20 protein-coding genes and 2 pseudogenes are annotated in these 21698 nt (G+C 66.1%); 16 read left to right on the forward strand and 6 right to left on the reverse strand.

Features of this window, described 5'->3' with window-relative positions; genetic code table 11:
* The first annotated feature begins 60 nt into the window (after positions 1-60).
* Complete coding sequence (locus tag ACGFIZ_RS04950; protein WP_393415928.1) at positions 61-918, forward strand: MurR/RpiR family transcriptional regulator; 858 nt, start codon at positions 61-63, stop codon at positions 916-918.
* Positions 919-942: 24 nt separating this feature from the next.
* Here the strand turns inward: ACGFIZ_RS04950 and ACGFIZ_RS04955 are convergent, their stop codons facing one another.
* Positions 943-1989: an NADP-dependent oxidoreductase gene (locus ACGFIZ_RS04955; protein WP_393415930.1), complete on the reverse strand. Its 1047-nt coding sequence runs from the start codon at positions 1987-1989 to the stop codon at positions 943-945.
* A 208-nt stretch (positions 1990-2197) separates the two neighbouring features.
* On the opposite strand from ACGFIZ_RS04955, the gene hutH reads away from it, so the two are divergent.
* Positions 2198-3727: a histidine ammonia-lyase gene (hutH, locus tag ACGFIZ_RS04960; RefSeq protein WP_393415932.1), complete on the forward strand. Its 1530-nt coding sequence runs from the start codon at positions 2198-2200 to the stop codon at positions 3725-3727.
* A gap of 354 nt (positions 3728-4081) precedes the next feature.
* Here hutH and ACGFIZ_RS04965 read toward each other — a convergent pair whose 3' ends face one another.
* A complete protein-coding gene (locus ACGFIZ_RS04965) occupies positions 4082-4381 on the reverse strand; it encodes a transposase (protein ID WP_393415934.1) in 300 nt (99 codons plus the stop codon).
* A gap of 18 nt (positions 4382-4399) precedes the next feature.
* Here ACGFIZ_RS04965 and ACGFIZ_RS04970 point away from each other — a divergent pair, with 18 nt between their 5' ends.
* The 4 genes and pseudogenes from ACGFIZ_RS04970 to ACGFIZ_RS04985 form a co-directional block, all read left to right on the forward strand.
* Entirely contained in the window at positions 4400-5431 is a 1032-nt protein-coding gene (locus tag ACGFIZ_RS04970; protein WP_393415936.1) for an ABC transporter substrate-binding protein, read from the forward strand.
* Positions 5432-5518: 87 nt separating this feature from the next.
* Positions 5519-6361, forward strand: coding sequence for an ABC transporter permease (locus ACGFIZ_RS04975; RefSeq protein ID WP_393415938.1), 843 nt, complete (start codon positions 5519-5521; stop codon positions 6359-6361).
* A gap of 38 nt (positions 6362-6399) precedes the next feature.
* Positions 6400-7170, forward strand: coding sequence for an ABC transporter ATP-binding protein (locus ACGFIZ_RS04980; protein WP_393415940.1), 771 nt, complete (start codon positions 6400-6402; stop codon positions 7168-7170).
* A 169-nt stretch (positions 7171-7339) separates the two neighbouring features.
* A pseudogene (locus tag ACGFIZ_RS04985) lies at positions 7340-7537 on the forward strand (IS256 family transposase); the annotation flags it as partial.
* 42 nt (positions 7538-7579) lie between these two features.
* Here the strand turns inward: ACGFIZ_RS04985 and ACGFIZ_RS04990 are convergent.
* Positions 7580-8521 carry a transposase gene (locus tag ACGFIZ_RS04990; RefSeq protein ID WP_393415942.1) on the reverse strand — a complete coding sequence of 314 codons (942 nt, stop codon included), beginning with the start codon at positions 8519-8521 and terminating at the stop codon, positions 7580-7582.
* 300 nt (positions 8522-8821) lie between these two features.
* On the opposite strand from ACGFIZ_RS04990, the gene ACGFIZ_RS04995 reads away from it, so the two are divergent.
* The 8 genes and pseudogenes from ACGFIZ_RS04995 to ACGFIZ_RS05030 all read left to right on the forward strand — a co-directional run.
* Positions 8822-8962 (forward strand): hypothetical protein, encoded by a 141-nt coding sequence (locus ACGFIZ_RS04995; RefSeq protein WP_393415944.1) that lies wholly within the window; start codon positions 8822-8824, stop codon positions 8960-8962.
* A gap of 309 nt (positions 8963-9271) precedes the next feature.
* Positions 9272-10207 carry an ABC transporter substrate-binding protein gene (locus tag ACGFIZ_RS05000; protein WP_393415946.1) on the forward strand — a complete coding sequence of 312 codons (936 nt, stop codon included), beginning with the start codon at positions 9272-9274 and terminating at the stop codon, positions 10205-10207.
* Positions 10208-10456: 249 nt separating this feature from the next.
* Positions 10457-11350: an amino acid ABC transporter permease gene (locus tag ACGFIZ_RS05005; protein WP_393415948.1), complete on the forward strand. Its 894-nt coding sequence runs from the start codon at positions 10457-10459 to the stop codon at positions 11348-11350.
* A 14-nt stretch (positions 11351-11364) separates the two neighbouring features.
* Entirely contained in the window at positions 11365-12114 is a 750-nt protein-coding gene (locus tag ACGFIZ_RS05010) for an amino acid ABC transporter ATP-binding protein (RefSeq protein ID WP_393415950.1), read from the forward strand.
* Positions 12115-12122: 8 nt separating this feature from the next.
* Entirely contained in the window at positions 12123-12896 is a 774-nt protein-coding gene (locus ACGFIZ_RS05015; RefSeq protein WP_393415952.1) for an alpha/beta fold hydrolase, read from the forward strand.
* A 259-nt stretch (positions 12897-13155) separates the two neighbouring features.
* Complete coding sequence (locus tag ACGFIZ_RS05020; RefSeq protein ID WP_393415954.1) at positions 13156-14367, forward strand: allantoate amidohydrolase; 1212 nt, start codon at positions 13156-13158, stop codon at positions 14365-14367.
* Entirely contained in the window at positions 14364-15650 is a 1287-nt protein-coding gene (locus tag ACGFIZ_RS05025) for a formimidoylglutamate deiminase (RefSeq protein WP_393415956.1), read from the forward strand. Before ACGFIZ_RS05020 ends, ACGFIZ_RS05025 begins: the two co-directional genes overlap by 4 nt.
* 90 nt (positions 15651-15740) lie before the next feature.
* Positions 15741-15958: pseudogene (locus ACGFIZ_RS05030) on the forward strand (IS5/IS1182 family transposase); the annotation flags it as partial.
* 190 nt (positions 15959-16148) lie between these two features.
* Here the strand turns inward: ACGFIZ_RS05030 and ACGFIZ_RS05035 are convergent.
* The 3 genes from ACGFIZ_RS05035 to ACGFIZ_RS05045 are packed head-to-tail and all read right to left on the reverse strand — an operon-like array spanning position 16149 to position 19697.
* On the reverse strand, positions 16149-16772 hold the full coding sequence (locus tag ACGFIZ_RS05035) for a HutD family protein (protein WP_393415958.1): 624 nt from the start codon (positions 16770-16772) through the stop codon (positions 16149-16151).
* Positions 16769-17653, reverse strand: a complete 885-nt coding sequence (locus ACGFIZ_RS05040) for an alpha/beta fold hydrolase (protein WP_393415960.1) — start codon at positions 17651-17653, stop codon at positions 16769-16771. Before ACGFIZ_RS05040 ends, ACGFIZ_RS05035 begins: the two co-directional genes overlap by 4 nt.
* A gap of 58 nt (positions 17654-17711) precedes the next feature.
* Entirely contained in the window at positions 17712-19697 is a 1986-nt protein-coding gene (locus tag ACGFIZ_RS05045) for a flavin-containing monooxygenase (protein ID WP_393415961.1), read from the reverse strand.
* A 203-nt stretch (positions 19698-19900) separates the two neighbouring features.
* Between ACGFIZ_RS05045 and ACGFIZ_RS05050 the strand changes: the two genes are divergently transcribed.
* A complete protein-coding gene (locus tag ACGFIZ_RS05050) occupies positions 19901-20302 on the forward strand; it encodes a nuclear transport factor 2 family protein (RefSeq protein WP_393415963.1) in 402 nt (133 codons plus the stop codon).
* 54 nt (positions 20303-20356) lie between these two features.
* Complete coding sequence (locus ACGFIZ_RS05055) at positions 20357-21661, forward strand: NAD(P)/FAD-dependent oxidoreductase (protein WP_393415965.1); 1305 nt, start codon at positions 20357-20359, stop codon at positions 21659-21661.
* The last annotated feature ends 37 nt before the right edge of the window (positions 21662-21698 follow it).

The raw sequence follows: 21698 nt of genomic DNA on the forward strand, positions 1-21698 counted from the left end.
CTACTGCCGAGGCGTCACACCCGCCCACTCGTGTTTGATCCGCGCTAGGAGATGCTTGACATGACCGCCACTGCGGCCCCGGCGCCGGCCGACGTCTATGAGCGCTTGACCAACGCCCGGCTATCGCCTGCGCAACGACGAATCGCGCGTTATGTGATCGATCACCGTGATGCTGCGGCCTTCCTCACCAGCGAGAGCATTGCTCGGCAGGTCGGCGTCAGCCAACCTTCGGTCTCACGGTTCGCGGCCGCGCTCGGTTACGCCAGGTTCTCGGACTTCAAGCGAGCGCTCCAGAAGTGGGCCCGCTCTGAGATGTCGACGCTTCCGCCCGAAGGCGAGAGCGCGAGTCCTTTGGCCGAGGCGATCGGGGCCGAGGTGGCCAATCTACAGTGGCTCGGCCAGTCGGTCACCCTCGAAGAGCAGATTTCTCGGGTCGGGTCCGCCCTCATGTCCTCGCAGCGGCTGCCGGTCATCGGGCTGCGGATCTCGCGTTCGTTCGCCCAGCACTTTGCCTACCTCGGTGCCAAGGTGCACCCGAACATCTCTGTGATCGACCGCGGCGACACAGAGGCCAAGGAGAGCCTTGCTCGTGCGGCGGCGGAGGGGGGCACCTGGTGCCTGGCGTTCATCCTCCCGCGCTACCCGCGAGAAGCCTGTGACCTGGTGCGTTATGCGAGGCAGATCGGGCTCAAGGCCGCGGTTCTCAGTGACGAGTCGTTTGCGACCGTCGGGCACGAGACCGACGAGCTCATCACCGTCAGGCTCGGGAGTGGGTTGCTCTTCGACACGTCCGCAGCGATGAACATCGCCTCGTCCGCGCTCCTTCACGCCATGGCCGACTCCAACCCCGGAGCCTCACAGGACGGGCTCGAGCGCTTTGAGCGACACGCCACCGACCTCGTGGTCTTCGAGGACTGATCGAGGCCGTCGGCGACCAGCGCATCACGGCACGGGCGGTGCGGGGCGCGTGGGGTCGTCGGCGACCTTGACGATGAGCTTCCCGAAGTTCTTCCCCTTCAGGAGGCCGAAGAACGCGTCAGGGGCGTTCTCGAGCCCGTCGACGAAATCCTCTCGGTACTTGATCCGACCGGCGGAAAGCCAGGCCGACATGTCGCGCTGGAAGTCGGAGTAGTGGGTCGAGATGAAGTCTCGCTGCGTGAAACCGCGGACGACGAGTCGTTTGATGTTGATCGCGCTCATCAGCTGCGGGAGCCGGTCGGGCCCAGTCGGCGCCGACGTCTCGTTGTACTGAGAGATCAGGCCGCAGACGGGGACCCGTGCGAAATCGTTGAGGTGATCGAAGACGGCGTCCCACACGGCGCCGCCGACGTTCTCGAAGTAGATGTCGATTCCGTCCGGAACGGCCTCGCTCAGCTCGTTCTCGAAGGTGGGGGATCGATGGTCGAGGGCGACGTCGAATCCCAGCTCGCGCAGCCATGCCACCTTGCGGGCGCCGCCCGCGATGCCGACGGTACGGGCGCCCTGGATCTTGGCGATCTGGCCGACGACGGACCCGACGGCCCCTGTCGCGGCCGCCACCACGAGCGTCTCGCCCGCGCGGACGCGCCCGATCTCGGTGAGTCCGACGTACGCCGCGAAACCTGGCATGCCGAGCACTCCGAGAGCGGTCGAGATAGGTGCCTTGGCCGGGTCGACCCTGCGCAGGGACTGACTGTCCTGCACGGCGTGGGTCTGCCAGCCGGAGTGCGCGAGGACGATGTCGCCGGGGCTGAAGGAAGGCGACGCCGACTCGAGTACCTCGCAGACGGTGCCGCCTTCCATCACCTCGCCAACCTCCACCGGCTTGGCGTAGGAACGCGCTGCGTTCATCCGGCCACGCATGTACGGGTCCAGCGAGAGGTAGATCGTCCTCAGCAAGACTTGGCCGTCGGCGACGGCCGGGAGCTCGCGCGTCTCGAGACGAAGGTTCGAGCGGGCGGGCTCGCCGACGGGTCGGGAGGCGAGGACGACGGCACGGGAGTGGGTCACAGGAGGCAACATAACGGAGGTTGCCCGCCCTGCATAGCGTGAGATACGGTGCCCGAGGCAGATGAATGCCTTTCTGCAACCAGGGCAAGGTCCTCGCTCGACGTCGAGGGTGCCAGTCGCCGGGCGACCTGTCGCTGCCGTCGCTCTCGTCGCTGGGTCGCCGTCGAATGTGAGCCTGAAGAGATCAGCTAACAGGAGGATGATCATCGTGAGCACCATCACGATCACCGGCGAGCATTTGAGCCTCGATACGCTTCGTCCCGTGTTCCGGGGCCCTGTCCGGGTGGCGCTCGGTCCTCAGGCGGTGGAGAACCTGCGACGCGCGCACCAGGTGATCCTGGACGCGATCAGCCGCGGAGATGTGGTCTACGGGGTGAACACCGGCTTCGGTAAGCTGGCGGACCGACGGATCTCACCCTCGGACCTCCTGGAGCTGCAACGCCGGTCGGTGCTGTCGCACATGGTCGGGGTGGGCGACCCGCTTCCCGACGAGACGGTCCGCGCCATCATGGTCATCAAGCTCATCGGTCTTGCGCGCGGGCACTCCGGCATCCGCGTCGAGACCGCGGAGATGCTCGTGGATATGATCAACGCGGACGTGCTGCCTGTCATCCCGACGCAGGGCTCCGTCGGAGCCTCGGGAGACCTGGCGCCGCTGGCGCACCTCGCCGGCGCCCTGATGGGAGAGGGTCGTGTCCGGATCGACGGCGTCACCTACAACGCCGTAGAGGGCCTCGCGAAGGTCGGACTGACTCCCGTCGAGCTGGGCCCCAAGGAGGCGGTGGCACTCCTGAACGGCGTTCAGGCATCCACCGCCATCGCCCTACGGGGACTGTTCGGCGCCGAGGCCGTCTTCAACGCCGGCCTGGCCGCAGGTGCGCTGACGCTGGAGGCGACGGCGGGCCGGCAGGTCGTTCTCGACGACCGCATCCAGCAGGTCCGCGGGCACGCTGGCCAGATCCGGGTCGCAGGCCTCCTGCGCCGCCTGGTCGCCGACAGTGCGGTCCTCGACGTGGAGTTCGAGGGACGTCGGCTCCAGGATCCGTACTGCCTGCGTTGCCAGCCACAGGTGATGGGGGCAGCGCTGGATCTCCTGACGTTCGCCGCGCGCACGGTCCAGCAGGAGGTCAACGCGGTCTCCGACAACCCACTGATGTTCCCCGACGATGATGTCGTCCTGTCGGGCGGCAACTTCCACGGCCAGCCCATCGCTTACGCGGCGGACATCATCGCCATGGCGATCTGCGAGATCGGGTCGATCTCCGAGCGCCGCCAGGCAATGCTCATGGACGCCTCCATGAGCGGATTGGCGCCGTTCCTGGTTGGCAATGCGGGCCTGAACTCGGGATTTATCATGGCTCAGGTCACCAGTGCCGCGCTCGTCGCGGAGAATCGGGCCAAGGCGACTCCGAACAGTGTCGACAGTATTCCGACCTCCGCCGGCCAAGAGGATCACGTCAGCATGGCGACGCATGCATCCGTGCGCCTTGGGCCCATGGTGCGCAACGCGGCGTACATCATCGCGATTGAGCTGCTGTGTGCTGCCCAGGGTCTGGACCTGAGAAACGGCGGGGCCGCAGCGCCGGCGAATCGCCCCACCTACGACCTTGTGCGCTCCAAGGCCGAATTCCTCAAGGACGACCGTATTATGGCGGGGGAGATGGAGGCCGTTGCCGCGGAGGTCCTCGACGGGGTGTTCATCGACATCGTGGGTGGTCCACTGGACGCCAACGCCTGACCGACAGCTTTCCGCTTCTGCCGTATGGGGTGGCCTCGCCACGGAGTGGGCACAAAATGGTGTGCACTCCACCTCCGCGTCTTTTCTGGGCCGATGCTCGTGGAATCTGGTCGCCCTCAGAAAATATTGACTATTGCTTGTTGAGTTCGTCGTTGGGGCGTCGGGCCGCTTCGCACTCGGCGGCGTCGCTCTAGCGAACGTTCTCGCGGGCGAGACGTATCGTCATGAGTCAAGTCATCGCGATTTCGATTATCGCCTCGGAGTTGGCGGTGAGTCACTCGAGCCGCGGTGGGATCTGGCTCACGACGGGCCGTCACCCGCACCTGCCGACGAAGCTCGTCATAAAAGCGCGTCTCACGTCCCGTTCCTGCGCCACGTCGTAGACCAGCGATGCGCCCCGTTCGGCGGCGCAAGATCCCGAGGCGGCATCCGCCACGGACAGCCCGACCGCAGCACATAGAAGATCGAATCCAGGATCAACCGATCTCCCCACCCCGAAAAGGGCTCGAACGCTTCGAGCGCTTCGCGGTCGGAGTGAGGTTGTTCGCAGATCAGTGAGCCGAGCGATCGGCGACGATGGTCGGCCGGACCAGACCGACGACCGAACCTTCGGGGCACAAGGAGCGACGACCTTTCACGGGGCCGCGCACCCACAGAACTGAGGAGAAGAAAGTGAAATGGTTGATGAACCGAACCGCTCGAAAGCGAGCGTGGGCCGCAGTGCTCGCGCTGGGTCTCGTAGCGGCAGTCTCGGGGTGCGGTGGGGGATCTGATGGTGGCAGCGGCGATCTGACGAAGGTGACGGTCACGACCAACTGGGTCCCGTCCGCCCAGCACGCGCCGTTGTACGTCGCCCTAAACCAGGGCCTATTCAAGAAGCACGGCCTCGACGTGAAGGTCGAGCCCGGCAAGGGGTCGCTGGACGCGGCTTTGAAAGTCGGAGCCGGCAGTGCGCAGTTCGCCCTGATCGACACTACCGCAGCGCTGGTCGCTATCGGCAAGGGGGCTGAGGTTGTGAACGTTGCGGCGTACATGAAGAAGTACCCAGGAGGAATTTGCTTCAACGAGAGGAAGGTCAAGATCAACTCGCTGGAGGACTTTAAGGGCGCCACCTTGGGCACTGTGGAAAACGATGCGTTCACGTTGGGTCTCAAGTCGCTCCTGAAGCGCAACGGTATTGATGCAGCTTCGGCGATTAAGGAAGTGATCACCGATGCAGCGACCCAGCAGTCCGCGCTTCTTGCTGGCCGCGTCGACATGATCCCGTGCTCCACACAGTCGAAGATGGGTGCGATCCGAGGAGGCAAGGCAGCGGGAGTCGATGTCGGGTTCTTCTCCTTGGCCGATCACGGACTCGACGCTGTTGGATTCAGCCTCGTTGTTGCGCGATCGGTCATCGACAAGGACGAGAAAACGGTCGCGGGGTTCGTGGCTGCATTCACCGAGGCGACTCAACTGACTATCGACGACCCGAAAGCCGCAGTTGCTGGCCTGAAGGCAAACGTTCCCGACGTGACCGAGCGCACCGAACTGGACCTATTGGTTGACGAGGTAATTCCGTGCATCATCAAAGATGAAGCGACCCGGTACACCTTCACGGACGACGACATTGCAGCGACCGTGCGCAATGCAGAGGACTCGTTCGGAGTCACGCTGTCGGATCCGTCGCGCTACTTCACGAATAAGTACGTCGAGGTCCACTAGGGCTCGACAGGTCGCGGTCGCTGGCGGCGACTGCTCGCCCAGCGACCACGACCTCGCCCCATGCCAGATGCCGGCCGAGACCACTCGATGATCGAGCGACAGGCTGCGGCGCAGAACCAAGTAGGAGAAGACCAGATCATGTCAACGAAAACTGCGATCGATCAGGGCCCACGCGCTGACACGCGTGGCCGGTCCTGGGTGTCGCCGACCTTCACCATGATCGCGATCATCGGCGCATGGGAGCTGTACGTCCGAGTCACGGACACGGCGGAGTACCTGCTGCCGGCGCCGAGTGCGATCGCAGAGTACATGGTCGAGGACTACCGTGTGCTGGCCACCAACACCCTGTCGACGGCCTACGTCACGCTCGCAGGTTTCGCGATCGCCATGGTGCTGGGGCTGGGGCTGGCGGTGATCCTCGTGGCGTCCGAGCGCGTCGAGCGGGCGCTGTTCCCGCTGATCATCACCAGCCAGGTGATTCCCAAGGTTGCGGTCGCGCCGGTGCTCGTCGTGTGGATGGGGTTCGGCGACGCGCCGAAGATAACGCTGACCGTGCTGATCTCGTTCCTTCCGATCGTGCTCAACGCGGTGCTTGGGATGAAGTCGCTCGATGGCGACATCATGAATCTCTACAGGTCGCTAAAGTCCAAGCGCCACCAAGAGTTCTTGTATCTCAGATTCCCAAATGCGATCCCCTACATCATCGAAGGGGCGAAGGTCGCCATCACGCTAGCCCTGATCGGTTCGGTCGTGGGTGAATTCATGTCCGGAACGTCGGGACTTGGATACCTGATCGCGTCTTCTAGCGCCCGTATGGAGACGGTGCGCGCGTTCGCAACGTTCCCGATTCTGGCCCTAGTGGGAATCGTCTTCTTCTACGTCATCGAAGCGGTCGGGCGAGTCATCGCGCCGTGGGAACGCCGGTACTAGCCGCTCGACGCGTTGAGGGCCCAACCTTAGGATTGTCAATGATCGAAATCTCTGCGGTTTCCAAGACCTACAATACCAGGAGCGGGGACGTTGTTGCCCTCGATGACGTCTCCATGACCGTTCGACCGGGTGAGTTCGTTTCCCTGGTCGGGCCCAGCGGATGCGGAAAGAGCACTCTGCTTCGGATGATTTCCGGTCTCGAGGGCATCACGTCGGGACGGATCGAACGTACCGAGGAAATGGTGAACAGCACCATCGGCATGGTCTTTCAATCTGCTGCATTGATGCCGTGGCGCCGTCTGCTCGACAATGTGCTTCTGCCGGTCCAGCTGAAGGGCCGGATCCCGGAGTCGAAGCGTGAGCATGCTAGAGAGCTGCTGACCATCGCTGGCCTAGCCGGATTCGAGAACAAGTATCCGTTCGAACTCTCCGGGGGGATGCAGCAGCGGGTCTCGATCTGCCGAGCTCTGATCAACGACCCCGACATCCTGCTGATGGATGAACCCTTCGGAGCTCTTGACGCCCTGACTCGCGATGACATGAGTGCGTTGCTGCTCTCGATCTGGGAGAAGTCGCACAAGACTGTGATCTTCGTGACGCACTCCATCGAGGAAGCGGTCCTCCTGTCCGACACCGTTTACGTGATGTCTGCCCGTCCCGGGCGGATCTCCCGACGGTTTGACGTCGACATTCCGAGGCCGAGGCTTGCCGACGTGAAGTACAGCCAGGAATTTGCTGAACTCGCGCATCGGATCCGCGACCAGATCACGCAGGACGGGGACGTCGCAGCGGCAAGGCACTCGGGCTGATGTCACGGAGGCATCGGACGGGTCCGCAGATGCCGAAGGTGCGAGGTGTCCGAACGTGAGCACCTCGTTCCTGTCGGAGCGGGCATGGATCGGGTCGAGCACACACTGCGGGGTCCGGGACAACGTGCTCGTCGAGGTAGTCGATGGTCGCCTTACACCTGTGACGCCCGGGCACTTCCCGACCGATGACGCCGTGGTCAAGCTGATCTGGCTGGCCATCGCCGACATCGAGGACAAGCGAGCCCGCCAGCGCGCCGCCGAGGCCGGCAAGCCCGCCGGCACCCGCACCGCTCCGCCCAGACTGGTCGAAGGCGCCGGCGTGCACGGCTGGAAGCAGGCCCTGAACTCACTGGAAATCTTCTTCCCGCCGCATTTCCGTCGATGTCCGATAGTTAGACAGGATAGGACGTTACACAGAAAATCGAGAAAATCGGACAGGCCCGACCTTGACCCGGCGTACCACGGTCACAGTGCCGGGTGGCCAACCGGCCGGGGCGTAGTCACAGACGGCGACCTGGGCGCCTTTCATTCGCCTCGCCTTCGTCCACGCGTCTTCGGAGATGGCTGCGGCGGCTCGCCAGACCGCGGGGTTACGGGTCACCCCCAACGAGAAGTCGCAGCCGGCCTCGACCGCGGCCTGCGCGATGTCCTTGGCGAAGTAGCCCACATCGCCGCGGACTTTCGGTCGGGTGGTGACCCCCGCCGCGTGTAGGGTGGCCACGCTGCGTTCGATCAGCGAGCCCGCGCCGGGGCGGGGGTCCTCATCACCGGCGAGCAGGTCCGCGGCGGTCACCATCCCGGCCTCGGCCCACGTCGCCACGTGCGGACGCCCGGCCCGGGCGCCCTTGTAGCTGTAGGCGATCCCTTCCTTCATCGCCCCGTACACCTCGACATCGGTGCCGTCCAGGTCGATGGTGGCCCCACCGGTGCGCAGCACCGCCCGCCGAGCGGCCGGCAGTAAACCGATCACCCGGCAGGCGATCTCCCCGATCCCTTCCTCGATCCCGGCGAACTGGGCCGGGCCGAACCGTTCGGCCAACCCCACCGCGGTGGTCGAGGCCGGCGTGGCCACAGCTGACAACGCCTCCCCGGCCCTATCAGCGCGGCGATGGTCCAACCCGATCCAGAACTGCGCGCCGCACATCTGCGCCTGCGCCAACGCGACCAGGAACTCACCCCCGGACAGTCCTCGGTCCCGCTGCTTGATTTGGCCCACAGCGTCGTCCAACGCGGCGGTCACGCCCAGCCGGCCGACCAACTCGGCCACCACCGCCACACCCGACACCGGGGTTAGTGACGCGTCCGGAGCGCCGACCCGCACCCGCCCAGCCAAACCAGGTACCTTCTTCACCGAACGGGTGTCCTTCCCACAGCGACCGATTGGTGTCTCGACAACCCCAATTGTCCCTGCTGGCAAGGCATCCGTTCGTCTATACCACACGGTGTCGTATCCCTAACCGCGGATCCGGGTCAGAGCTTCTCGGCGTCGGCGTGGCCCATGGGTCTCTCGGCGTTACCGACGCCGGTTCCATCGAGGTGGGGCAGCGCGCAGACATGGTCTCGATCGACACCGTATCGTCCCGCATCCGCTGGGACGGACGGGGCGTGACGAGTACACCTGGTGCTCCCCGCCTCGGTTGCGGTGAGTCATGTGGTGATCGACGGCCATGTCGCCCTCGACGGTGATCATGTCGATGCCGGGAACGAGCTTGCGGGGAACTTCTGGCAGGCCGCTGACCGGGTGGCCGAGTTGCCGCAGCGGAGCCAGTACGGTCGGCGTCACATCGGCTAATCTCGATGGCTAGAATGCGCGGGCATCATCCCTGCTGTATTCGCATTGGCGCACACCACGCGATCGTGGCGGGATGGCCTGTTTGTCGATCACCTAATATAGACGTCCCTCACCGTAACCCATCACACTCATTCGGTTACCCATCGTTCTTCCAGAAGGGTGACCTGGAGACGGCTGTGTTGCGTCTGCGAAACATCTTCAGATCGCATGCGCGAGGGGGTTGCCGTGCTGCATGGAAGGGGATACCGTTCCGCCAGCGCTGAATGAATTCTTTCACGCCAGCCTCGAGTAGCCCACCAGGAGCCATCGATGCCGAAAAGCCGTGTAGTGACCGCCACCCTCTCCCTGCTTGCCGCCACCGCGCTCCTGCTGAGCGGTTGCGGGGCGGAGGCCGACACGCCGAAGGACAACGCTCAGCTTGTCCCGAAGCTGAATGAACTGCTGCCGCAGAAGGTGCGGGACGCCGGTGTCCTCACCGTGGGGACCGACCCGCAGTACCCGCCGTGCGACTTCACCAACCAGTCAGGGCAGATCGATGGCTTCAACCACGACATCCTGATGGCGATGGCGCCGCGACTTGGCGTCGACATCCGCCAGCAGGCGATCGCCTTCGACGGCCTGCTGCCCGGAGTGCAGAGCGGTCGGTTCGATGCGGCGATGGAGTGCATCACCGACAACCTGGAGCGTCAGAAGACGGTGAAGTTCGTCGACTATGCCTACGCCACCAAGAGCGTCATCACGACGTCGGAGAACAAGCACGGCATCACGAAGAACCCCCTGACCACGTGTGGGCTGAAGGCGGGCGTTCAGACCGGAACCGAGTTCGTCGAAGACGCCAAGCTGTTCTCGAAGAACTGCGAGTCGGAGGGCAAGGCCGCGCTGCAGATCACCAACTTCCCGACCGCCGGCGACCAGAACACCGCACTGCAGTCCGGTCGGATCGATTTCGCCTTCACCAACACGGCGACTGGAGTGTGGCAGGCGAAGGCCAGCGGCGGCCACTTCGAGATCATCCCGAGCCCGCTGCTGTCGCGCACCTACGTCGGTATCGTGGTCGGCCTTCAGGCCGACGACACCGCCAAGGCCCTGCTCGGTGCGCTCGAGGCGATCATCGCGGACGGCACCTACGGCAAGATCATGTCGAAGTGGGAACTCAACGACATCGCGTTGGACAAGCCCGGCATCAACCTGGCGACCGAGCGTCCCCTCGAGCTGCCGAAGGTCTGCGGGGCGTGCGGCTCCTGACCTGGCGCCGATGTGGGCGTCGCCCCGAGCGTATCGATGATCTCCTGATGCATTGTCGTTGACTCGCGGGACGCGGGTCTGACGCGGCGCGGACATCCGCGCCGCGTCAGACCCGGCGGTCAGGCTGACTTGAGCGCAAACCCGACCGTTCAGGCCGGCCGTCTGTCGCGAGCACACGAGAAGCGTCGACCTCGGACACCAACCACGCCTCTCGGATCATCGCTAACGAGAAACAAAAGAAGGTGAACCGTGACACACGTGACACACCCGGCAGCTGATGTCGAAGTGCGAGATCCTTTCGCGAAACCCCGGCCACGCAGACACCCGAGCTACTGGATCAGTGGGCTTGTCGCGGCTGTGATCCTGGGTTTTCTCGTCTACGGGTTCGTGACCAATGAGCACCTGGAATGGGATGTCGTAGGCGACTACCTCTTCGCCGATCCCATCATGGAGGGCTTGTGGATGACGATCAAGCTCTCATTGCTCGCCCAGCTCATCGCAGTGCTGATCGGTTGCCTGCTCGCCCTTCTCGGTGAGTCCCGGAACCCGGTCTTCCGCACCTTCGTCAAGGCGTATGTCGGGTTGTTCCGAGGGCTGCCGCTCCTTGTTCTCCTGCTGATCTGCTTCAACGCGGCACTCTTCATCCCGCGAGTCGGGTTCGGTGCGGCCAGTTGGGACACGAACACCCTCATCACCGGTTTCACGGCCGCCATCATCGGCCTTTCCTTGCACGAGGGCGCCTTCATGGTCGAGATCATCCGTGCGGGCTTCATGTCGGTCCCACCCGGTCAGCGTGAGGCGGCCCAGGTCCTGGGAATGAAGCGTGGCCTCACCATGCGGACCATCGTCATCCCACAGGCGATCAGGGTCATCATCCCCCCGACGGGCAACCAGTTCATCAGCCTCCTCAAGGCGAGCTCGCTCGTCGCGGTCATCGGTGGAGGTGACCTCCTCACCCGTGCCCAGCAGATCTACGGCTCCAACTTCAAGGTCATCCCGCTCCTCATGGTGGTCAGCTTCTGGTACCTGACGATCGTCATGCTGGCGACCCTGGGTCAGCACTTCCTCGAGAAGAAGTACTCCCTGTCCGCAGGACCGCAGCGGAAGTTCATGAAATCTCGAGTCGGGGAGGCGTCGAAGTGAAGCAGCAGCCACTTGTGACCATCCGGGACGTGCGGAAGTGCTACGGCGAGATCGAGGTCCTCAAAGGCATCGACCTCGACGTCATGCACGGAGAGGTGTTGTGTCTGATCGGGCCGTCAGGCTCAGGAAAGAGTACGCTGCTTCGTTGCGTGAACGTCCTCGAACAGATCGATGGCGGCTACATCCAGGTAGAGAACGAATTCGCGGGCGCGACGGTCAAGAACGGGGAGCTCCACGAGCCCAGCGAGGCCGAGATCGCGAGGTACCGCCAGCGCATCGGCATGGTCTTCCAGCACTTCAACCTCTTTTCCCATCTGACAGCGCTCGAGAACGTGGCCATCGGCCTTGTCAAGGTCCGGGGATTCGCAAGGAGCGAGGCGGTCGCCCGCGCGCGGGCGAGCTTGTCCGACGTCGGACTGGCGCACCTGGAGAACTCGTACCCACGCCATCTCTCCGGTGGGCAGCAGCAACGTGTCGCCATCGCCCGCGCGCTGGCCATGGAGCCGAAGCTCATGCTGTTCGACGAGCCGACGAGCGCCCTGGATCCCGAGCTCGTCGGGGAGGTGCTGTCGGTGATGCGTCGCGTGGCTGAGCGGGGGATGACCATGATCGTGGTGACCCACGAGATGCGGTTCGCGCGGGACGTCGCCGATCGGGTTGCCTTCATGGATCAGGGCCGGATCGCCGAGATCGACGACGCCAAGAAGCTGATCGATTCGCCGACATCCGAGCGTACGAAGAACTTCCTGAACCACGTGAAGTGAGGGTCGGTATGGTCAACCTGCAGATCGCGTTCGGTGAGCCACACGGCGCCACGGATGCTCCGTGCCTGGTCCTCGGCCACTCCCTGGGTACGTCATCCGCCCTCTGGGCCGATGCGGCCGCGCTGCTCGCAAGACACTTCCGTGTCATCACCTGGGACCTGCCCGGACACGGCGCCTCGCCCGCCGCAGACGGTGCGTTCACCATCAGCGACCTGTCCGACGCAGTGGTCGGTCAGCTCGGCGCACGGGGGGTCTCCACGTTCCTGTACGCGGGCGTCTCCATCGGTGGCACCGTGGGGATGGACGTGGCCCTCCGGCATGCCGAGCGCGTCGACGCGGTTGCGGTCATCTCCGCCGGCGCCAACGTCGACGCACCAGCGGCCTGGGCTGAGCGGGCTGCCCTGGTGCGCTCGGAAGGGACTGAGGCGTTGGTGGCGGGATCGCTGCAGCGCTGGTTCGCGCCGGCGACGCGAGAGCACCGCGGCGAGCGAGCGGCGTCGCTGATCGAGGAACTTCGTCGCGCTGACGACCGTAGCTATGCGTGGGCGTGCGAGGCTCTCGCCGCCTACGACGTCTTCCCCGATCTGCCACGGATGGACGTCCGTGCTCTCGCGCTGTGGGGCGAGCACGACCAACTCGTCCCCGAGCGCAAGTTGGCCGAGCTCGCTCGAGGGCTGCCGCGCGGGTCTCTCCAGTGCGTTCCTGGTGCGGCACATGCCGCGCCCCTCGAGCAGCCCACGACCGTCTCGGATCTGCTGGTCGACTTCTTCCTATGCCTGTGAGTGTTGTCCGCGAGTGACGGCACGGTCGAATGTGGAAGACTGCACCGCCGTTACCGCCCGAGCCCCTGCGGTCATGTCCTGGTGCTCGTGGAGGCAACATGTAGAACGCGCCTGCTGACGAACTCAAGATGCCGGTGAGGACCTGTGTCCCCGATAGAAACGACGTTGACAGAGCTTATGCCCAGTACAGCCTTCCTTGACCACATCGCTGTCGGTCGACGGCGACCAGTGACGCACGTCGACGCAAGGAGCGGGCGCCGTGTCGGTTCGTGACAAATTGGCGGAGATCAGCGCGATCGGCCGAGACAACGTCCGCGGTGGCTACTCGCGTCACCTGCTGGAGCCGGCGGAGGTGGCGCTTCGCAGCTGGTTCAGAAGGTCAGCGGAGGCACTGGGTCTTTCCGTCGAGGTGGACGGGAACGGGAACCTGTGGGCGTGGTGGGGCGAGTCCCGACAGGGAGCCGTCGCGACAGGCAGTCACCTTGACTCCGTCCCCGGTGGAGGCGCGTTCGACGGACCTCTCGGTGTGGTGAGTGCACTCGAGGCGGTCGCGATCCTCAGGGCTGAAGGCTGGTGTCCCACGCGGCCGATTGCCGTCTGTGCGTTCGCGGAGGAAGAAGGATCCCGCTTCGGCATGCCGTGCCTGGGCTCCCGACTGATGGTCGGTGAGATCGCGCCGGAGCACGCGCTCGCCCGGGTCGACCGCAGTGGCGTCACCCTCGAAGAGGCCTGGCGGCAGGCGGGCCTGGAGGTCTCCACCATCGGCCCGGACCCCGACCGACTCGCTGGCATCGACATGTTCCTCGAACTTCACGTCGAGCAGGGCCTCGACCTGGAGGACCGTGGTCTCCCGCTCGCAGTGGGTTCGGCGATCATGGCGCACGGCAGGTGGCGGCTCTCGATCGTCGGGGAGGGTAACCATGCCGGGACCACGCCGATGCAGGGGCGCCGCGACCCGGTGGTCGCGGTCTCGTCGGCGGCCCTCGCGGTCCGCGAGATCGCCTTGGAGCGACCGGCCGCTCGTGGCACCATCGGCCGCATCTCGGTCACCCCGAACGGAACGAATGTCATCGCCTCGCGTGTTGACGCCTGGCTCGACATCCGGGCTCATACCGACTCGGAGGTACGCGCGCAGTTGGACGCGACGGTTGCGCTCATCGGGAAGCGGGTTGCGGCCGAGGGCTGTGCTCTTGAGGTCCACGAGGAGTCGTTTTCGCCGTTGGTCCTCTTCGACGAGCCGCTCACGGCGAGGATCGCCGGTCTTCTCGGCGGCGTGCCGGCGATACCGACAGGCGCTGGTCACGACGCGGGTGTCCTCTCCGCGTACGTCCCATCCGCGATGATCTTCGTCCGGAATCCGACTGGCGTCTCGCACGCCCCGGAGGAGACCGCCCGCGAGGAGGACTGCGAAGCCGGCGCGCAAGGGCTTGCCGCCGTTCTCCGAGACCTCACCGGCGGGGCCTCCCGATGAGCGGCGAACGGCAGCGCTTTCACTGCCAGGTCGCGCTCGTGGAGGGACGCCTGGCCGAGAGGGTGCGGGTGGAGGCGGTGGACGGCGTGATCGTCGAGGTCGTCGCAGGCGTGCCGCCGCAGCCCGACGATGTCGTGCTCGGAATGGTCGTGCCGGGATTCGCGAACGCCCATTCCCATGCGTTTCATCGAGAGCTGCGCGGTCGTACGCACGCCAACGGAGGTGACTTCTGGCAGTGGCGGCACCGGATGTACGACGTCGCCAACAGTCTGACGCCGGACAGCTACCACGTCGTCGCGGAGCGGGTCTTCAAGGAGATGCGCGACGCCGGTTACACGGCAGTCGGTGAGTTTCACTACCTGCACCACCAGCCTGGCGGAACGCCGTACGGCGGTCACGAGATGGAGCTGGCGCTGGTGGCGGCGGCGACCTCCGCCGGCGTTCGGCTGGTACTTCTGGACACCTGCTACCTGTGGGGTGGCGTCAACGCGCCACTGGGCGCGGAGCAGCAGCGTTTCAGCGACGGAGACGTCCACCGCTGGTTGGACCGCTGGCATCGGCTGCGCGACGTGCTTTCAAAACAGGGCGACGGACTCGTCACCCTGGGGGCCGCCATTCACTCGGTCCGAGCGGTATCGCGATCCGACCTCTCCGTGATCGCCGACGGCCTCCCTCAGGACGTGCCGCTGCACGCCCACGTGTCCGAGCAGCCCGCGGAGAACCATGCCTGCCTCGAGGCGCACGGCCTGACTCCGGTCGGACTGCTCGCGGATCACGGGCTGGTGTCGTCGCGGTTCTCCGCGGTTCACGCGACGCACCTGACCACTGGCGACATCGGCCTGCTCGGAGACGCCGGCGCGACGATCGTGATGTGTCCCACGACCGAAGCTGATCTCGGCGACGGGATCGGCCCCGCCCCCGAGCTCCAGGGCGCGGGGGCACGCCTCGCCATCGGTTCGGACCAGCACGTGGTGATCGATCCGTTCGAGGAGCTCAGCCGTTTGGAGCTCGACCAGCGCTTGCGGCTGCAGCGGCGTGGGGTTTTCCCGCCGGACACGCTCTGGGCGGCGGGAACCGTCGGGGGGTACGAATCCCTCGGCCTGTCGAGGAATCCTGGACTTCCGCCGGGACTGCGCGTGGGCGAGCACTGCGACGCGGTCGAAATCGACGCGACGTCGACGAGGGTCCGAGGTGCTGACCCGTGGCAGTTGCCACTCGCGGCGCGTGCCTGCGATGTGCGGGCAACCATCGTCGGCGGTCGGCTGACACGTCCCGGCAGCTGAGACCGTCAACAGGGGTTACCGTTCGCGGGTAGCAGACAGGCACGGGGCTTGTCGATCACGTGAGTTCTCTACGCTCCGTGACCGACAAGGATTCCCGTGCCTGCGCTGCCCTTCGCTGTTGGAACCCGGCTGGGTTCAGTTCACCGCACTGCTGCCCGGCCGGGGCGGGTCCCACCCCGGTCACCCGCTGCGCTGTCACCGACGTCGGATCCCCGGACCGGGTCGTGTTCGCGCACGTCATCGCGGCTTTGGCGCACGGTTCGGGCTACGAGCGGGTCGCGTCCGCCCAGTGCCCGGACGCCACGATCGCCGTCGGACAGGTCACGGTCCACCTGGGCAGCGGCTACGATACAAGCCCAGCCGCACGGCACCGGCCGGCCACGGCCTCGACGCCAAGATCGCCAAACGAGGCGGGCGCGCCCCGATGCAGGCCAGCAACCGCTGGCCGGTCGAACGCGCCCGCCGCCTCAGATAACGCCTACTGAGGTCTCTCCAAGGTCACCGAACCGCGAGCCACTGCCGAACCCCTAGCCCGTCGAGGGCGGCCGACGGTCGCCAGACGTCGAACCTGCTGATCCCGAGGCCGGCGGTGAGGGCGATCACGACGGCTGCCGTCGGGAACTCCAGCCCTGGGAACCGGCAGGGCAGGAGTTCAGCCGGGTCGGGGTCGTCGGCCTTGACCATGAGGTTGACGGCACGGCACGGCGCCGTCAGCCGGACCAGCGTCGTCTCGGAGTCGCCGGCGAACGAGAACGGCGTGGCAGCGGCGATGCGGTGGGTCTCACCATCCACCCGCAGCTCGACGGGGCTGTCAATCGGAACGAAGGTGCGTGTGATCCCCGGCAGGCGTGAGAACGGGCCTGGTCCGGTCAGATCGGCGATGCTCAGTCGCCAGGGCGGCCGACCGGTGGCCAGCCTCCGGCTCTCGTGGTACGACACCACTTCGCGGGTCACACCTGCACCCGTCGCCCACGGAGTCGGCCGAAGCTGGCAGAACCGGCGCAGCGGTGCCGGCACCCCGCCGTCACCAGGTGGCCCGCTCGTTGGGGCGGCTCCGGCCCCCCGGCCGAGATCCCCGCGACCGCGACTGGCTTCGTGGCGGACCGTCGGCTTCCGCGTCACCGGCTCGTCCCGGGCGCGGTATGGTCCTGCGTCGCGGCGCCACCCTCGAGCTCTCCCAGGATCGTCAGGAGGAGAGCCGCCGTCGTCTCGGGGTCACTGATGTTGGGTGAGTGCCTGGCATCGATCTCGTAGACCTTGCAGCTGGGGGCGTGCTCGGCGATCCTGTGCGCCCAGTCCGGCTCGACGAGGTTGTCCTGGCGTCCGCTCACCAGTGCCAGTGGCGTCCGGACCGTTCGGAGGCTCCGCGGGTAGTCGTCGTGACGCTTCGGCGCGCCCTCGAACGGGGTGGCGAGTCCGGCGGCAGCGACGGCTCGGTAGTGACCTGGGTTGCACGCGTCACGTAGCCGAAGCTCGACGTGGTCGTCGATCGCCGGGAAATGATCGGTGAGCAGGCGCACGACCCGCAGCATGTCCGCGTGGGTGCCGTCGAAGTGCGACAGTGCGGCCAGCCCCTCCTTGGTGCGGTACGGGCCACCCGTTCCTGAGATCGACACGGCCGCGCTGACCCGCCACGAGAACCAGGGCAGGGTCGCTGCCCGCAGCGCCATGGCGCCGCCGAAGGAGTTGCCGACGAGGTGGGCGGGGCGGTCCTCCAGCCCGAGCGCGTCGAGCAGCGCCGCTACCTGGCGGAGTCGGAACTCGTAGGGCGCCACGTCGAGCTGCACCATCTTGCTGGAGGCCCCGTAGCCGTAGAGGTCTGGTGCGATCACCCGGTAGCGCTTCGCCAGGGTGGGGACCACGTTGATCCAGCTTGCCTCGGCCGAACCACCCCATGCCCCGTCATGCAGCAGCACCAGGGGGTGTGCGGATGGGGATCCCGCCGACAGGAAGCTCGTCACAAGCCCGCCGACGTTGATCTGGTCTCGTTTGATTGCCGACATGTCGGTGTCTCCTGTGGAGGGGCGTGTAGTGCCAGGGGTCATCGGGGGATCTGCCGGTCTAGTCGAGGAACTCGTGGTCCGACTCGCTGACCGACTCGGTGATCTCCCAGTACTCCACATTGGTGTACGGCCAGATCTGGGACACCCGTCCGTGCCGGTTCTGGTACCAGGTGCTCACATACGGCTGGCCCCACGCCATCCTCCGGTTGCCCTGGTCGACCCACGCGACGAAGCGGTCGAGCGCCTCCCTGCGTACGTCGATCGCGGCCGCCCCCCGGCGAAGAACCTCGTGAATCGCCTTGAGTGAGTACTCGACGGCGCGCTCCAGCATGAAGTGCAAGCTGCCCGCGACAACGCCACCCACGTTGGGGCCGTAGATCAGGAAGAAGTTGGGGAACCCCGGGACCATGACGCCGTTGTGGGCGCGTGCGTCACCGTCCCAGAACTCGTGGATCTCCACACCGTCTCGTCCCAGGACCTCGACCTCGTCGAGATAGTCGGACGGCTTGAAGCCGGTCGCGTACACGATGACGTCCACCTCGTGCAGGAGACCGTCGTTGTCGACGATCCCGTCCTCGGTGAACCGTTCGATCCCGGAGGTCACGAGCGTCGTCTTCTCGGCGAGCAGCGCGGCGGCCCACACCTCGTTGTCCCGCAGCATGCGCTTCGCACCGGGCGGGTACGTGGGGACGATGTGCTGGAGGAGTTCCGGGGCGTCCTGGAACTGGGCCTCGAGTCGGGCGACGAGGTACTCCCGCAGCTCCTGGTTCTTGGCCGAGACGCTGAGCGGCGCACCCGGCCAGTCCGCTTCCGCCGTGACGGTGTGGGTCCGTCCGGGGATGCCCGTGAGGATCACCCAGAGGCGGTACCACTGGGCGTAGTGCGGAACCTTCCGCACGAGCCAGCTGAACGCGTCCGTCATCGGGTGGTGATAGTTCGGCGCCGGCAGCATCCACGGCGCACTGCGCTGGAAGACGGTGAGGGCATCCACATCCCCGACGATGGCGGGCACGATCTGGTAGGCGCTCGCGCCGGTGCCGATGACGGCAACCCGCTTGCCCCTCAGGTCGGTTGCGTGATCCCACTCCTGCGAGTGCATCGTCGTTCCGCGGAACAGGCTCTGGCCCTCGAACTCCGGGATGTTCGGCCTGTCGAGCTGGCCCAACGCGCTGACCACCGCCGAGAACCGGCGGACCTGCTCGCCGCCGTCCGGTCCACGCGTGGTCGCCTCCCAGAACCTGCCGTCGTCGTCCCAGCGGAGGCGAAGGAGTCTGGTCGAGAACTCGATCCTGTCGGTGATTTCGGCCCGCTCGGCCACGTCACGAAGGTAGTCGAGGATCTCGCCGCCCTGCGCGAACTGGTGCGGCCAATCCCCACGCTGCGCGAACGAGTAGGAGTATCCGAAGGTGGGAGTGTCGAGACGGACCCCGGGATAGGTGTTCTTCGCCCACGTACCTCCCACGGACGTGTTGGCCTCGATCAGGGTGAACGGCACTTCCGCCTGGGCGAACCGGTGAGCGGCGGCGATCCCCGCGACACCTGCGCCGATGATGAGGGTGGGGAACGGTCGCCCCTTCGCGACATCCCCGAACTTCCAGGACGGCCGGCCGCCCTTGTCGGCTGCGAGGTCGAGCTCATGGGTCAGCATCCGGTACCACTCCTCGCGGCCGCCGCTGAGGTAGTGGAGGATCTCTCGAACTGTCTCGTCCGGCAGCACGTCGACCGTGGTGATCCCCTTGTCGCGCAGGACGGTCAGCGCAGAGAGGGCGACGGAGACAGCCTTCTCCTTCTGATCCTCCGACATCCCCCCGTGCGGGTGCGGCTGCGTGTCCATCGGCGTCAGGGGCGGTTGGAGGTCCGCGTGCAGGATCGACGTGTCGCCGAGAGCTGCCGCCAGCGCAGCGAGCAGGACGGGCAGCTCCGAGCCGGCCGACATGTGCTTGAGGAACTCGTCGTCCTCGACGATGGCTTCGGACCGAGAGACCTGGTAGAGGTCGTCGAACCGATGCATCTCGTCGGCATCAGGTTCGGGAGTCGGTGTCATTCGGGTTGCTACCTCCTTCTGGCGCGACGGACGTCCGTGCGGGATGCGCAGTGTCGGAGCTGGCCGTTTCTCGCCCGCATAATACTATGCTAGCGGCGGCATCTCGCATAGAGTTGTGCCGGGCCGGGGTGGACGGCCGGCCGCGACGCCGGCCGCACCGTGGCCGATGCGGTTCCGTCCCCAACGAGAGCGAGGAAGATCAAGTGAGCGTGTCGGCTGACGTCGTCAAGGCATGGCTGGAGGAGTTCGGGCGGGTGTGGCGCGAAGGCGACGTGGCGGGGGCGGCGGCCATCATGACCGAGGACGCCAGCTACCGGAACAGTCCCTTCCTGGAGCAGCCGTTCGTCGGTCACGACGCTATCGCGGGGTTCTGGGAGGCCGCGCTCGTTGGCGTCTCTGATGTCGACTTCCGCTACGGGACGCCGGTGATCGAGGGAGACCGGGTGGGCGTCGAATGGTGGGCCACCCTCCGCTCGGGCGGGGAGGACTACACCCTGGCGGGCAACTTCCTGCTGACCTTCGCCGGGAACAGGGTTGCGGACCTGCGCGAGTCGTTCGTCAAGCAGAAGGGTGCTCTTCAGCCTCACGCCGGCTGGGGTCTCTGAGTCTCCGCCGTTGACGATCGTTGAGCGCCGCGTTGATCCAGACTGTGAGGGAACATGGGTACCGAGGTAGAGAACCGCGCTGACGTGCTGATCGTCGGGGCGGGGGTGATCGGCGCCAGTGCCGCCTTCGCGCTGGCGAAGGCGGGCCACGACGTGCTCGTGGTCGACCGCAGCAGCGGGGTCGGAGACGGTTCGACCGGGTCGTCGGCAGGCATCATCCGCGTCCACGCGAGCGACGCGCAGAGCTCGGCGCTCGCTGCCGACGCCCTGGCGGTGTGGAACAACTGGCGTGACTTCCTTGGTGCCGACAGCACCGAGGAAGTCGCCCGTTTCGTGCGGTGTGGCTCGCTGATCCTTGACGCCGGGACCGGGTTTGTCGACCGAGCCGCAGCGGCGATGAGGGCCGCCGAGGTCTCGTTCGAGGAGTGGTCGCTGGACGAGATGAGTGGCCACTTCCCGTACTTCGACTTCCACCGGTTCGGACCGCCCCGGCCCGTGGACGACGAGGAGTTCTGGTCGGAGCCGACAGAGTTGCTGCCGGGCGCTCTCTACACCGCGCAGTCGGGGTACGTCGGCGACCCGACCCTCGCGGCAGTCAATCTGATGCACGCGGCCCAGAGAGAAGGTGCCCGCTTGCGGCGATCGGCCCCGGTCGTGCGGATCGATCTCGAGGGTGCCCGCGCCGTGGGAGCGACCCTGGCCGATGGGAGCAGGGTGCGAGCGGAGGCGGTTCTCGTCGCTGCCGGACCGCACACCGACTCACTCGTCGGTGCAATCGGCGGAACCTCCGACTTCCGGGTCCGAACCCGGCGGATCCGGGAGGAACTGGTCCACGTGCCGGCGCCTGCTGGGCTGGACCTCGCGCTTCAAGGGGTACACCTCGTGGACGGCGACCTCAACATCAACTTTCGTCCAGAGCTGGGCAACGCGTTCCTCGGTGGCAGTAACGGTGATCTCGTCGAGGAGCAGACAGTCATCGAGGACCCCGACGAGTTCGACCCGCTGGTGACGGCGGACGTCTGGGAACGCACGACGCTGCGGCTGGCTCGGCGCATCCCGGCACTGGGCATCCCGCGTGCTCGAACCGGCGTCGTCGGGCTGTACGACGCGGCGGAGGACTGGCTGCCGATCTACGACCGGACGTGCTTCGACGGGCTGTTCGTCGCGATGGCGACCTCAGGTACACAGTTCAAGACGGCGCCGATCGTGGGTGAGTTACTTCGCCATGTCGTCGAGACAGAGCTGGACGGCCGCGACCACACCGCCGAACCGTTCCTCGCCCCAACCAGCGGGCGCAGCTATTCGACGGCGCAGTTCTCCCGGCTGCGTGATCCGCGCAAGGGCCAGCTTCGGGGATGAGGGGCCTGCAGACATGTGGGACAGCCAGAGGCACCAG

It is taken from the genome of Micromonospora sp. NPDC048830 (assembly GCF_043198215.1).
Classification (GTDB): domain Bacteria; phylum Actinomycetota; class Actinomycetes; order Mycobacteriales; family Micromonosporaceae; genus Micromonospora.